The organism is Burkholderia crassaminum, from assembly GCF_964265005.1.
Classification (GTDB): Bacteria; Pseudomonadota; Gammaproteobacteria; order Burkholderiales; family Burkholderiaceae; genus Burkholderia.
In genome coordinates, this window is sequence record NZ_OZ183799.1 from 1100871 (window position 1) to 1114616 (window position 13746).

General features: G+C 66.3%; 11 protein-coding genes, 1 tRNA gene and 2 pseudogenes. 5 read left to right on the forward strand and 9 right to left on the reverse strand.

Translation table 11 applies throughout. The features are described from left to right. The first annotated feature begins 67 nt into the window (after positions 1-67). Positions 68-1207 carry an exonuclease domain-containing protein gene (locus tag ACPTTF_RS05055; RefSeq protein ID WP_166957397.1) on the forward strand — a complete coding sequence of 380 codons (1140 nt, stop codon included), beginning with the start codon at positions 68-70 and terminating at the stop codon, positions 1205-1207. A gap of 33 nt (positions 1208-1240) precedes the next feature. Here the strand turns inward: ACPTTF_RS05055 and ACPTTF_RS05060 are convergent, their stop codons facing one another. Then, positions 1241-1834, reverse strand: a complete 594-nt coding sequence (locus ACPTTF_RS05060) for a chorismate mutase (protein ID WP_166957399.1) — start codon at positions 1832-1834, stop codon at positions 1241-1243. 223 nt (positions 1835-2057) lie between these two features. After that, positions 2058-2204 (reverse strand): hypothetical protein, encoded by a 147-nt coding sequence (locus tag ACPTTF_RS05065; protein WP_006756195.1) that lies wholly within the window; start codon positions 2202-2204, stop codon positions 2058-2060. Positions 2205-2402: 198 nt separating this feature from the next. Between ACPTTF_RS05065 and ACPTTF_RS05070 the strand changes: the two genes are divergently transcribed. The 4 genes and pseudogenes from ACPTTF_RS05070 to ACPTTF_RS05085 form a co-directional block, all read left to right on the forward strand. Beyond that, positions 2403-2789, forward strand: coding sequence for a DUF2946 domain-containing protein (locus ACPTTF_RS05070; RefSeq protein ID WP_423370461.1), 387 nt, complete (start codon positions 2403-2405; stop codon positions 2787-2789). A 126-nt stretch (positions 2790-2915) separates the two neighbouring features. Next, positions 2916-5279, forward strand: a complete 2364-nt coding sequence (locus ACPTTF_RS05075) for a TonB-dependent receptor (RefSeq protein ID WP_423370462.1) — start codon at positions 2916-2918, stop codon at positions 5277-5279. Beyond that, positions 5267-5427: pseudogene (locus ACPTTF_RS05080) on the forward strand (exo-alpha-sialidase); the annotation flags it as partial. The gene ACPTTF_RS05075 and the pseudogene ACPTTF_RS05080, both read left to right, overlap by 13 nt. Then, a pseudogene (locus tag ACPTTF_RS05085) lies at positions 5416-5621 on the forward strand (TlpA family protein disulfide reductase); the annotation flags it as partial. The pseudogenes ACPTTF_RS05080 and ACPTTF_RS05085, both read left to right, overlap by 12 nt. A gap of 79 nt (positions 5622-5700) precedes the next feature. Here the strand turns inward: ACPTTF_RS05085 and ACPTTF_RS05090 are convergent. The 7 genes from ACPTTF_RS05090 to pepN all read right to left on the reverse strand — a co-directional run bounded on the left by ACPTTF_RS05090 (position 5701) and on the right by pepN (position 13572). Beyond that, entirely contained in the window at positions 5701-5955 is a 255-nt protein-coding gene (locus ACPTTF_RS05090) for a GlsB/YeaQ/YmgE family stress response membrane protein (protein WP_027788093.1), read from the reverse strand. A gap of 253 nt (positions 5956-6208) precedes the next feature. Beyond that, a complete protein-coding gene (locus ACPTTF_RS05095) occupies positions 6209-6430 on the reverse strand; it encodes a hypothetical protein (protein WP_423370463.1) in 222 nt (73 codons plus the stop codon). After that, positions 6427-8160, reverse strand: a complete 1734-nt coding sequence (locus ACPTTF_RS05100) for an FAD-dependent oxidoreductase (protein ID WP_423370464.1) — start codon at positions 8158-8160, stop codon at positions 6427-6429. Before ACPTTF_RS05100 ends, ACPTTF_RS05095 begins: the two co-directional genes overlap by 4 nt. Positions 8161-8326: 166 nt before the next feature. Then, complete coding sequence (locus ACPTTF_RS05105; RefSeq protein WP_423370465.1) at positions 8327-9136, reverse strand: helix-turn-helix transcriptional regulator; 810 nt, start codon at positions 9134-9136, stop codon at positions 8327-8329. Positions 9137-9304: 168 nt separating this feature from the next. Continuing rightward, a tRNA-Thr gene (locus tag ACPTTF_RS05110) sits at positions 9305-9380 on the reverse strand. Between the two features lie 206 nt (positions 9381-9586). After that, positions 9587-10600 (reverse strand): class 1 fructose-bisphosphatase, encoded by a 1014-nt coding sequence (locus ACPTTF_RS05115; protein WP_166957411.1) that lies wholly within the window; start codon positions 10598-10600, stop codon positions 9587-9589. Between the two features lie 278 nt (positions 10601-10878). Further along, entirely contained in the window at positions 10879-13572 is a 2694-nt protein-coding gene (pepN, locus tag ACPTTF_RS05120; RefSeq protein WP_423370466.1) for an aminopeptidase N, read from the reverse strand. Positions 13573-13746 lie beyond the last annotated feature (174 nt).

Genomic DNA, 13746 nt, shown 5'->3' on the forward strand with positions numbered 1-13746 from the left:
GGTTCGGGCTGGCCGGGAACACGGATGCCGGTGCATACTCACGAAAGCATCGTTTCCCAGTCTTTTCATGTCTGAATTCCCCCGTCCGTCCGATCCCGCCAGCGAACAGCCGCTCGTTTTCGTCGACCTTGAAACCACAGGCGGCTCGCCCGCCGAACACCGCATCACCGAAATCGGCGTGGTCGAAATCGGCCCGCTCGGCGTGTCGACGTGGACGACGCTCGTCAATCCGGGGCAGTCGATTCCGCCGTTCATCCAGCAACTGACAGGTATTTCGGACGAGATGGTGCGCGACGCGCCGTCGTTTGCATCGCTGGCGCCGGCATTGTTCGAGCGGCTCGACGGCAAGCTTTTCGTCGCGCACAACGCGAGCTTCGACCGGGGATTCCTGCGGGCCGAATTCGAGCGCGCCGGCTTCGCATTCAATCCCGACGTGCTGTGTACGGTGCGGCTGTCGCGTGCGCTGTTCCCGCGTGAATCGCGGCACGGGCTCGACGCGTTGATCGAACGCCACGGCCTCGTGCCGGCTGCGCGTCACCGGGCGCTGGCGGATGCCGATCTCCTGTGGCAGTTCTGGCGCCAGTTGCACGACATCGTGCCGCTCGAGCGGCTGCGCGACCAGATCGCACGCACGACGCGCCACTTCCGTCTAGGTGGCGACCTGACCGAAGCCTGGCTCGATACCGCGCCGGCCGGGTGCGGTGTGTACGCAATGTTCGGGGAGGACGACGCGCCGCTGTATGTCGGCCGCAGCGTACGGGTGCGGCAGCGGCTGCGCGCGCTGCTGACGGGCGAGCGCCGGTCGTCGAAGGAGATGCGGCTTGCGCAGCAGGTACGGCGCGTTGAATGGCGCGAGACAGGTAACGAGCTGGGGGCGATGCTCGCCGAAGCGCAATGGATCGCCCGGCTGCGCCCGTCGTACAACCGGCGCCCTGCGGCCGACACCGCGCGTGCCGGCAATGCCCCCTGGCCGTTCGAAGGTGCCGTTGCGTTCGAGGCGAGCGGCGAGCGCCGCCTGTTTCATGTGATCGATGGCTGGCGCTATCTCGGCGTGGTGGAATCGCTCGACGCGGCCGCGCGCCTCGCGGCCGACGGGATGGCCGGCGCGTTCGAACCCTTCACCCACCGCCTGCTGCAGACGCATCTCGCGCGCGGCCTGCAACTGATTCCGCTCGCCGCGCTCACGCCTGCGGGTCAAGCGGATTAGTCCGGCGAGGCCGCGCGATCCGCGCCCGCTGCGTCAGCCGATCGCGCTTGCGCCGCCGGCCGAGCACACATGCGACAGCGCGGCGTCGAGCGCCTGCGTCTGCGTGGAGTCGTAGCGCGTGAGCGTCTTCCAGTTCGCGATGCTGCGTGCGAGCCGCGCCTGACAATCAGGCGCATCGCGCAGCGGTGCAACCTGCGCGAGCCCCGCGAGCATTTTCTGCGTCAGCCGGTCGAGCGCCGGGCGGGTGCTGGTCGCGAGATCGGGCGGCGCGCCTTCTGGCGGCCGCGTCGCGCGCCAGGTTGCGAACAGGGCGTTCTGCACATCCTTGCTAGCGGCGATCTGATCCTCGAAGAACGTCCGTGCGAACGCGGGATCGACGCCGGCCGTTGCCGCGCGCTTCTCGACCGATTCGAGCAGCGCCGCTTCGCGCGGCCGGTCCTCGATTGCCTTGTGATTCGCCCATTTCCATCGAGCAACCGGTTCGGCGAGCGCGAGTCGCTGCGACGCGAGCGCGACGATGTTGGTGAGGGCGGTGTCGTCGCCGTCTGCAACGGCGATGCGCGGGGACGAAAAGAGGGCGACGCCGAGCGCGGCGACAGCGAGGCTGGCACGAATGGCTTGCTTCATCGGAACGATCGGGAGAGCCGGGCGGGCCGGACGTGGAAAACCAGAAGGATAGACGAAGACAGTCGCGCGGCGTAGCGACGCGACAGGAGAATCAGCAGGCGAGCTGATCCGGCACCGTCAGGCTGTTGCGGCCCGGGTGCGAGGCGAGTTGCGCGCGATGCGCAATGATGAACCGCACGATAGCGATGATCGACACGTGGCGGTTACAGAACCGAACAGGCGTTCACTTCGGCGAGTACAGCTTGTGCTGCTCGTCGAAGAATGCCCGCACGTGATCGGGCAATTCGGCGAGGAATTCCACGCCGACGGGTTCCGGATCCGGGCTCATCACTTGCTCGGGCGGTGGCATGCGAGTTGGTCTTTCGTCCATGGTCATTTCTCCAGCAGGTTCGATGATTATCAACCTCGCGCTTGGATTTATGCCAGTGGCGAATCGTTAGATTTTGTCTCTGTTGTATTAACGGCACATGCACTCTGACGTGCGCTGTGATGCCGACTATTGCCTCGTGCGGAATTAGCAACAATCGGGCCGCTTGTTATACTTGCGCGCACTTTTTCCTGGACCGCGATGCAACGAACGACGCGATGGATCGGCCTCGTATGGCTGGCGCTGGTACTGAACGTACTGTCGCCCGTCATCGGCTATGCGCGTCTCGCACCGAGCGGCTCCGGCGAGCTCACGCTCGAGTTGTGCAGTGCAGCGGGTGTCCGTCAGGTCGTGCTCGCGCAGGCGGGCGGCGATCACGATGCGTCGTTCGATCATGCCGGTGTACCGCACTGCGTGTACTGCCCCGGCTTCGCGGCGAACGTGGCGCTCGGTACGAGCCTGCCCGCGCTGCCGGGCTTCGTGCGGACGTTTGGCTATCGCGCGGCCGCCCCCGTCATTCCCGATTGTCCCCGCAAGGGCATCCGTCTCGCGCAGCCTCGCGCCCCGCCTGAAAACACTCCGATCTGATTGATGTCGTCCGCGCGCCCCGGTGGCGCGCGTGCCGCTCGCGGCCGGGCCGCGTGCCGCGCCGTCCGTGCGCGGTGCGCACGCTCGTGCCCGGCGGCGTCTGATCACGTTTTCAGGAATCCACTCATGTCCTCTCCCTTCGCCGCGCGGCCATCGGGCGGCCGGCTCGCGCTCGCATGCGTGGCCGCTTTCGCGTGGCCTGCCGCCCATGCGGCCTCAACGGACGATACGCGTGTCGAAACCGCCCGCCGTGGTATCGAGCGTCGCGCCGATGCCGCCGCGCCGGCATCCACTGTCGCAACCCTGTCGCCGGCGCCTGCTGGCGATACGCTGACCGCCGTCAGCGTGACCGCGCAGCGGCAACCGGTCGATCCGGATACGCCGGCCGTCGTCACATCGATCACGCGCGAGCAGATCGAATCACACACCAATGTCACCACCGAGGACGCGCTGAAGTACGCGCCGAACCTGATGGTCCGCAAGCGCTATATCGGCGACCGCAACAGCGTGTTCGCCGGTCGCGACTTCAACGAACTGCAGAGCGCGCGCGGGCTCGTCTACGCGGACGGTGTGCTGCTGTCGAACCTGCTCGGCTCGAGCTACGCGTACCCGCCGCGCTGGTCGCTGATTCCGCCAGACGATATCGCGCGCGTCGACGTGCTCTATGGCCCCTTTTCCGCGCTGTATCCGGGCAACTCGATCGGCTCGACCGTGCTGCTCACGACGCGCCGCCCGGAAAAGCTGGAGGCTTCGCTGTCGACGCAGTTCTTTACGCAGCGCTACCACGATGGCTACGGATTCGCGGACAGCTTCGGCGGCAATCACCAGACCGCGCGGATCGCCAACCGTGTCGGCCGGTTCTGGTTCGCGCTGTCGCTCGACCGGCTCGAGAACAACGGTCAGCCGATGCAGTATGCGAGCCCCAATTCAGCCTACAACCCGAAGTTGGGCGCCGCCGTGCCCGTGACGGGCGCCGCGGCCGACATCGGGCCCAACGGCAAGCCGCGGACGATCGTCGGCGCGCAGACGATCGAGCGGACCGAACAGCTCAACGAGACGGTCCGGATGGGCTATGCGTTCACCGACCACGTCGATGCGACGCTCACGCTCGGGCATTGGGAGAACCATTACCGGCAGCACGGCGAAACCTTTTTGCGCGATGCGGCCGGCAATCCGGTCTACGGCGGCAACGTGTCGATCGGCGGCCAGAACATGACCGTTGCGCCGAACGCATTCGCGCCGCAGCGCGGCGACCAGGAAAACTGGCTGTACGCGCTCGGCCTGAACGGTCGGCTCGATTCGGGCTGGCGGCTGTCGGGCGTCGTATCCGCGTACGACGTGTCGCGCGACGTGCTGCGCGCGGCGTCGACCGTGCAGGGCGGCGCGGGCACGCTGTTCCAGGGCGACGGCACCGGCTGGCGCACGCTCGACCTGAAGGCCGAGGCGCCGGAAGTGAAGGGCCACACGTTCACGTTCGGCTATCACTACGACAACTACTTCCTGCGCAACGTCACGTACAACACGGCCGACTGGCTGGCCGGGCCGACCACGTCGCTGTCGAGCGTCTATCGTGGCGACACGCGCACACAGGCGCTGTTCGGGCAGGATGCGTGGCGTTTCGCGCCGGGCTGGCTCGCGACGCTGGGGCTGCGCTACGAGCGCTGGGATGCGTACGGCGGCGCGCTCGGTAACGCGAGCGGCACGCTTGGTTATGCAGACCGCAGCGCGAATGCGCTGTCGCCGAAAGTTGCGTTGCAATGGGATGCAACCGACGTCTGGCGCTTCCGGCTGTCGTTCGCGACCGGCACGCGGTTTCCGACGGTCGGCGAACTGTTCCAGGGCACGATCTCGAACAACGCGATCGTCAGCAACAACCCGAACCTGCGGCCGGAAAAGGCGATCGACTGGGACTTCACGGCCGAACGCGACGTGGGTGTCGGCGTCGTGCGAGCCAGTGTGTTCCAGAGCGATCTGCGCGATTCGATCTACAGCCAGACGACGGTGTCGGGCGCGACGACGGTGACCAACATCTCGAACGTCGATCACGTGCGCGTGCGCGGTGTCGAACTCGCGTTCAGCGGCGAGAACGTCGGGATGCGCGGGCTCGGTCTCGACGCGAACGTGTCGGCGAGTAACGCGCAGATCCTCGCCGATGCCGCGAATCCCGCGTACGTCGGCTCGCGCTTTCCGCGTATTCCGCGCATGCGGGCGAACCTGCTCGCATCGTATCGCTTCGACGAGCACTGGCTCGCGAGCGTCGGCTTGCGCTATTCGGGCCGCCAGTTCAACACGCTCGACAACAGCGACGTGAACCCGGATGTCTACGGCGGCACGAGCTCGTTCACGATCGTCGACCTGAAGGCGCGCTACCGCTTCGACCGTCATTGGACGGCGTCGGTCGGCATCGACAACCTGACGGATCGCCGCTACTACGTGTTCCACCCGTATCCGGGCCGCACTTTCTATGGGGAACTGAAATGGGCGCTGTGAGATCACTCGCGGCAGGCGGCGCGCCGTGGTTCGCGTTGCTGGCGCTGCCGGTGCGCACGACACCCTCGACGTGCCGAACGCCGCCGATTCGCACGCCACGCACATGAGCATGCAGGCCGCGCCCGCGCAGCAGAAGCAACCGCTCGCGCAGATGAACTTTCCGCCGCAGGTCGCGCAGCATGCAAACGACGAACCGATGCCCGAACGTCTGAAGGCGGCGCTCGATGCGGGATGGAGAGGGGACATACCGCGCACCGTGTGGATCGGACGCGATGGCGCACGCGAAGCGGATTGCTGACGGCCGACGTGCTCGACGGCTGGCTGCAGCGCGTGAAGCGCTGAGCGGGGTGACGGCGCGCGGCGAACGGGCCGCGCGCCGGCCTGATGCGAAAACGCGCCCGAAGGCGCGTGGAGAGAAGCGTCAGGCCGCTCGCTTGAATAGCCGGATCACGAACAGCAGGATCACCGCGCCGACGACCGCGACAATCACCGATCCGATGAAGCCGCTGCCGATGCTGATGCCGAGCAAGCCGGCGAGCCAACCGCCGATCACCGCGCCGACGATCCCGACGATGATGTCGACGATCAGCCCGAAGCCGCCGCCTTTGACGAGCAAGCCGGCAAGCCAGCCGGCGATCGCGCCGATGATGAGCCACATAATCAAGCCATGAGTCATGGTTGTCCTCTCCTTGTGTTGTGTCGAATGACCGGACGCCGGCTGTGTCGCCGCAAGCTGAATGAAGGCGGCATTGCGACCCGCCGCGCCGCCCACGCAATGTAACGCGATAGACGGGTCGGAATCGTTAAGTAATGTTATGCACCCTTAACCGGATTTTCCAGGGAATTCGTCTGCATACGGCGCGACTTGTGCGCGGGCGATGCGTGGTGAAATGAGTTTGTAATAAATGGTCGTCGTTGAAGCCAGTCAGTCAGGAACCTTGGCTGTCGTGCGTCGATGCTTGCATGCCCGCATCGGGCAGTCCGTCGCCTGCGTCGGCGATCAGTCGTGCGACGGTCGCGGTATCGCCGATCGCCTCGATCGACAGCAGTGCGAAGCGGGCGAGAAAGAGCGACGCATCGGCTTCACCGATCCGCGTCATCGTGCGGCACAGGTCGGTGTAGAGCGTATCGCGTTCGGTGTCGGTCATCATGCGGTTTCCTGGAGATCGGTGGATGCGCGCGGATGGAGTGCGCGTTCGAGCGCGGCGGCCACGTCGCCGGCGCGTGCGTCGTGCCAGCGGCCGAGTACGTGACCGTCCGGACGCACGAGATAGACGGTGCCGTCGCGCGCGCCGTACAGGTCGAACAGCCGGCCGTCGACGTCATGGCCGCCGCAAGCCGGTTGCCGCGGCGCCGCATGCCGTGCGAGCGTGACGAGCGCGAACGGTATCCCGGCAGCCTGCAGGCGCTGTTCGAGATCCGCCAGCGCCGCATCGGGCACGCCGTCGGAGGTGAAGCAGAACGCGGTGAAGCGCGGGGCGACGAGGTCGGTCAGGTGGCCGAGGCGCATGTCGCTGCCGTGCGCCGCGTACCGCATCAGCGGGCATTCGGCGAGCACCGTGCCGGGCGCGGGGCCGGCTGCAAACGTGTCGCGTTCGGCTGCATTGAGCGACGACGTCGCATACGCGATGGCCGTCGTCTGGCGCGGATTGATCAGCGAGCGCAGTGCCGGATGCCGGACCGCGAGCGACAGCACGGCCTTGCGCATCAGTTCGAAGGCAAATGACGGCGGCGCCATGAACTCGGTGCTCTTCGTGCCGTAGCGGAGGTTCTCGTGCGTCGCGAACACGCGTTCGTTCGAGTAGCTGTCGAGCAACGTGTCCGAAGCGAGCCCGCGCGTCACGTACGCGAGTTTCCATGCAAGGTTGTCGGCATCGTCGATGCCCGAATTCGCGCCGCGCACGCCGAAGATCGGCACGAGATGCGCAGCGTCGCCGCAGAACAGCACGCGGCCGTGTCGATAGCGTTCGAGCGTCAGCGCGTTCGCCTTGTAGATCGTGATCCAGATCGGCGACCAGTCGCCACGCTCGCCCATCATGTCGAGCAGGTTCTGTACGCGCGGGATCACGTTCTCCGGCTTCACGGCCGCTTCGGCATCCTCATCGTCGCGCAGCTGGTAGTCGATCCGCCACACGTTGTCGGGCTGCTTGTGAACGAGCACCGTCGAGCCCGGGTTCGACGACGGATCGAAGTACGCGAGTCGTTCGGCCGGCCGGTCGCTGTCGAGTGCGATGTCGACGATCACGTAGCGGCCCTCGTAGCTCGTGCCCCGGAGCGACAGGCCGAGCGCGTCGCGCATCGTGCTGCGTCCGCCGTCGCACGCGACGACCCAGTCGGCGTCGAGCGCGTAGCCACCGAGTGGCGTGTCGACGTCGAGGCGCACACCGTTCGGTTGCCGGGTCAGCCCGGTGAGTTTTGTCTGCCAGCGGATCTCGATGAGTTCGCGACGGCGCAGCGCGGCGTCGAGCAGGAACTGCTCGATGTGATACTGCGCGAGATTCACCATCGGCGGCAGCTTCTGGTTTTCGTCCTGCGGCATCGTGAAATGCAGCACTTCGTCGCGACGGTAGAAGCTGCGTCCCCCAGTCCACGGCAGCCCCGTGCGCAGGAAATCGTCGAGCGCACCGAGCCGCTCGATGATCTCGAGGCTGCGCCGCGAGATGCAGATGGCGCGGCTGCCGTGGCAGACCGCGTCGTCGGCCTCGATCAGCACGCTGCGGATGCCGTGATTCGCGAGGCCGAGCGCGACGGCCAGGCCCACGGGGCCGCCGCCGACGATCGCGACGCGATGCTGGTGCGCATCGATGCCGGCGACGCGGTCCGGCAGATGTGCGGGATAGTGTTCGGCGACGAACGGATAGGGTTTGAACGCGATGGTCATCGTTGGCTTCCACTGTGGTCTGGTTCGACGTGCGCACATCGGCGATGCGATGGGTGCAACGGGTCGATGCAGTATGGAAGCTGGTCGTGCCGCCGTTGTCCCCATTTCGGGTACAGCGGGGTACGGCAGGCGCGGCGGCGCTACGTTCGGCGCGAACCGGGACGCATCAGGGCTGCATGCACAGCGCAAACAGCTCGCGCTGGCTCGCAATGCCGAGGCGCCGGTACGCGCGCTTCTGATAGGTGACGACGCTCGATGCCTTCACGCCGATCGTCTCGCCGATCTCGTGCGCGGTCTGGCCTTCGAGCACGCCGCGCAGCACGTCGAGTTCGCGCTTGGACAATTCGGGGCACGCATGGCGTAACCGCGCGAGCATCCGTTGCGGGATGCCGATCTGCGTCGCGCCGGCGAGTGCGTAGTGATGTTTCGCGGCCTGCGCGATCAGTGGCGCGAGCGTTTCGATCGCCGCGATCTCGCGCGGTTGGAACGCGCCGCTGCGATGTGCGCGATACAGGTTGATCGACAGCCACGTCGCATCGTCGGGCTGCATCAGCAGCGCCAGCCGATCGGATACGTCGGGGCCGCGATAGCATGCGGCGCGATACGCTTCGTGATCGATCTCGTCGCCTGCCTGCTGGTGCAGCAGCAGGTCGTGCCGGTGCGCGCCGCGATGAGCGGTCGATACGATTTGCTGGTTGCCGTCGAGTGCGTAGAAGTGTCGTGCGTAGGTGTCGGCGAGGTCGCGCAGGTAGTGGCCGCCGCGACGATCGGCGACCGACATCGTGCGGGGGCGATTGCCGAACTCGTACGCGAAGATCGTGCACTGCGTGATGGACAGCGCGTCGTCGAACAGCTTCAGGACTTCGGTCGCGAACGCGTTCGGCTCGTTGCCGCCGATCGCGGCGACGAGGCGTGTTGCGCGGGACACGTCCAGCTGCGCGGCGAGATGCGCTCGTTCGAGACGCCAGGTGCGCATGATGAATGGGCGAGGGGGAGTGTTTGACGATTGTAGTCGTCGGCGCGTGGTGCGTGAGTCGGGGGATGCCCGCAAGCAGCACGGGTGCGGGGAGGGGGCGGGCGCACGATTTCGGCGCCGGAAAAGAGAAAAGGTCTGACAAGCGATGCTTGTCAGACCTTTATGTCTTGGTGCCGGAGATAGGAGTCGAACCTACGACCTTCGCATTACGAATGCGCTGCTCTACCAACTGAGCTACACCGGCAGCAGAGAAATGAAATTATATGGTGAAATCCGAGATCTTGGCAATAGGTTTTTGCGAACTTTTTTCAGCTTGTTGCTGCTGCTTCGCGAAACCCTCGATCCGGCGGACTTCCCGCTTTCACTTCACTGTGATGCGACCGGTCAGGGCCACATCAAGAGGCGCGATTGTACTTGCGCATCGCACCTCCGTCTAGTGCTGCAGTGCGATTATTTTGCTTCGTCGTGATAGCCGGTGACGCGCTCGACTTCGTTCTTCGAGCCAAGGAACACGGGCACGCGCTGGTGCAGGCCCGTCGGCTGCACTTCCATGATGCGCTGCGTGCCGGTCGTCGCGGCGCCGCCTGCCTGTTCGACGATGAACGACATCGGATTCGCTTCGTACATCAGGCGAAGCTTGCCCGGACGATCGGGCGTCCGCTTGTCGGCCGGGTACATGAAGATGCCGCCGCGGTTCAGGATCCGGTGCACGTCGGCGACCATCGATGCGATCCAGCGCATGTTGAAGTTGTCGCCGCGCGGGCCGTCCTTGCCGGCGTTCAGTTCGTCGACGTAGCGCTTGACCGGGTCGTACCAGTGGCGGGCGTTCGAGGCGTTGATCGCGTATTCGCGCGTGTCGGCCGGGATCTGCATGTTGCTCTGCGTGAGCACCCACGAGCCGACTTCGCGGTCGAGCGTGAAGCAGTTCACGCCGTTGCCGGTCGTCAGCACGAACACCGTCTGCGGGCCGTACACGGCGTAGCCGGCCGCGACCTGCTGCGTGCCGGGCTGCAGGAACGATTCCTCGGTGGCCTGCTTGCCGTCCGGGCAGCGCAGCACCGAGAAGATCGTGCCGATCGACACGTTCACGTCGATGTTCGACGAGCCGTCGAGCGGATCGAACACGAGCAGGTATTCGCCGCGCGGGTAGTTCGCCGGGATCGGGAAGAAGGTTTCCATTTCTTCCGATGCCATCGCGGCGAGGTTGCCGCCCCATTCGTTCGCATCGAGCAGGATCTCGTTCGACAGGATGTCGAGCTTCTTCTGCACTTCGCCCTGGACGTTCTCGGTGCCGGCGGTGCCGAGCGCCTCGCCGAGCGCGCCCTTCGACACGTTGTAGCTGATCGCCTTGCACGCGCGTGCGACGACTTCGATCAGCAGGCGCAGGTCGGCGGGGAGGTTGTTGGTCTCACGTTGCTGTTCGATCAGGAATTTCGACAGCGTGGTGCGGCGGGCAATGGACATGACAGACTCCGAAAGGCCAAAGAATCCTTGAATGGCCGTAATTTTACCCGCCGTGCTTTCCGTGCCGCCGGCTTTTTTCGTCCGGTTACATGGCCGGGCGGCCGAGCCGGCCCGGTTTCCGGTGGCGGAGACGGGCGGGACGCGCTTCGCAGCGGCGGCAAGCGGTGCGGTCGGACCCCGCGACTGCGCCTGGGGCCGGCAATGCTCACGCAATAAAAAGCCGGCGCCGCCACTGGCGGCACCGGCTGTATCGCACGTGCGTGATGCGGGCGATTGCGTTACGCGAGCGCCTTCTCGACGATCTCGCGCACGTCGCGCGATTTCGCCCCGGCGGCGACCTGCTCGAGCGCTTCGCGCATCCGGTCGCGCAGCGCCGGCGTGAAGCGGCGCCACAGTTCGAGCGAGCGGGCGAGACGTGCCGCGACCTGCGGATTGATCGCGTCGAGCGCGAGCACCTGTTCGGCCCAGAACGCATAACCCGAGCCGTCCGCCGCGTGGAATTGCGCGGGGTTGGCCGCGCAGAAGCTGAAGATCAGCGAACGTGCGCGGTTCGGATTCTTCAGGTTGAACGCGGGGTGCGCGAGCAGCTTGCGAACCTTCGCGAGCGTCGGCTGCGCGGGCGTACCGCGTTGCGCGGCTTGCATCGCGAACCACTTGTCGATCACGAGCGCTTCTTTCTCGAAGCGGCGGTAGAAATCGTCGAGCGCGTGCGCGGCCGGTTCGTTCGCGCCGGCAGCCGCGGCGGACAGCAGCGCGCCGAGTGCAGCCGCGCGATCGGTCATGTTGTTCGCCGAGTCGTATTGCGCGGTCGCGAGGCGCACGGCATCGGCCGGATCCTCGAGCTCGGCGAGATACGCGAGTGCGAGGTTCTTCAGCGCGCGACGGCCGGACGCCTCGGGCGTCGGTTCATAGGCGCCGGGCGTCTGGTGCTGCTCGTATGCAGCGAGCCAGTCGGCGCGCAGTGCGGTGGCGAGCCGGCGGCGCACGAACTGGCGTGCGCGATGCACGGCGGCCGGATCGGCTTCCGCCATCTGGTCGGCGAGGTAGGTTTCCGACGGCAGCGTCAGCGCGAGTTCGCGGAACGCAGGCGACAGCGTCGCGTCGGTCAGCACGCGGCGGAATGCGGCGACGAAGTTCTCGCCGAGCGTGAGTGGCTCGTTCGTGGTGGCACGTGCGGCGAGCGTCAGCAGCGCGCGCGTCGCGAGGCGCTGGCCGGCTTCCCAGCGGTTGAACGGATCGCTGTCGTGCGCGAGCAGGAACGCGAGGTCGTCGTCGCTGTAGTCGTACTCGACGATCACTGGCGACGAGAAGTTGCGCAGCAGCGACGGCAGCGGTTGTTCCGGCACGTCGACGAACGTGAAGGTCTGCTCGGTGTCGGTGAAATCGAGCACGCGCGTCGTGCCTGCAGCGGCGGCTTCGCCGTCCAGACGCAGCGGCAGGTCGCGGCCGTCGCGGCCAATCAGGCCGATCGCGAACGGAATCAGCAACGGCCCCTGCTGCGTTTCGCGCGCGGCCGGCGACGCGTCGCCGTAGCCCTGTGCGAGCGTGACCGTATAACGACGCGCGGCCGCGTCGTACGCGGTGCGCACCGACACGCGCGGCGTGCCGGCCTGGCTGTACCAGCGCTCGAACTGCGCGAGGTCGCGCCCGTTCGCGTCGGCCATCGCGTGACGGAAGTCGTCGCACGTCACCGCGTGGCCGTCATGACGCTTGAAGTACAGGTCCATCCCCTTGCGGAAGCCGTCGCGGCCGAACAGCGTCTGGTACATCCGCACGACTTCCGAGCCTTTCTCGTAGACGGTCATCGTGTAGAAGTTGTTGATCTCGACGTAGCTCTCCGGGCGCACCGGGTGCGCCATCGGGCCCGCGTCCTCGGCGAACTGCAACTGGCGCAGCACGCGCACATCCTCGATGCGCTTGACCGCGCGGGCCGCCGAGTCGATTTCGTCGCCCGCGGCCATGTCGGCCGAGAATTCCTGGTCGCGGAACACGGTCAGGCCTTCCTTCAGGCTCAGTTGGAACCAGTCGCGGCAGGTCACGCGGTTGCCGGTCCAGTTGTGGAAGTACTCGTGGCCGACCACCGATTCGATGTTCGCGAAGTCGGTATCGGTTGCGGTCTCGGGGTTCGCCAGCACGTACTTCGTGTTGAAGATGTTGAGCCCCTTGTTTTCCATCGCGCCCATGTTGAAGTCGCCGACCGCGACGATCATGAAGCGGTCGAGATCGAGCTCGAGGCCGAAGCGCTTCTCGTCCCAGCGGATCGAGTGGATCAGCGAATCCATCGCGTGACGCGTCTTGTCGAGGTCGGCCGGCTCGACCCACACCTGCAGCAGCTTTTCCTTGCCCGAGCCGGTCGTGATCTTTTCCTCGATCGCGACGAGCTTGCCCGCGACGAGCGCGAACAGGTAGCTCGGCTTGCGGAACGGGTCTTCCCATTTCGCGAAGTGGCGGCCGTCGGGCAGGTCGCCGGAATCGACGAGGTTGCCGTTCGACAGCAGCACCGGGTAGGCGGCCTTGTCGGCGCGCAGCGTCACCATGTACGACGCCATCACGTCCGGGCGATCGAGGAAGTAGGTGATGCGGCGAAAGCCTTCGGCTTCGCACTGCGTGAAGAAGTTGCCGCTCGATACATAGAGACCCGAGAGCGTCGTATTCTGGTCGGGCGCGCATGCGCTTTCGAGCGTCAGCTCGAATGAATCGGGGACGTTCTCGACGGTCAGTCCGTGCTCGTGCGCACGCACGGCGCCATGCGGCGCACCATCGACCCAAGCGCCGAGGAATTCGAGCGCTTCGCCCATCAGCTCCAGGTGCGGCGCGGGCGCGGCGTCCGGATTGCGGCGCACGCGCATCGTATTCCTGACGATCGTGCGGGCCGGCGCGAGATCGAATTCGAGCGCAACGGCATCGATGAGGAAGGCCGGCGGCGTGTAGTCGGCGCGGCGGATCACGGTGGAGGAGGCGTTGTCGGACATGGTCGTCGAGATCGGTGGAGTGGGGGACGGGCCCGTGGCACGGGCCGGGCGAACCGGGCCATTGTACAAAGGCTTGCGGCTGCGTGCCGGGCGAACTTTTTACCGGTTCCGGGAGTCCGCGTATTATCGGCATCCCGTTACGGTTCGCGCGGTGCGACGAACGGGTGACGGATC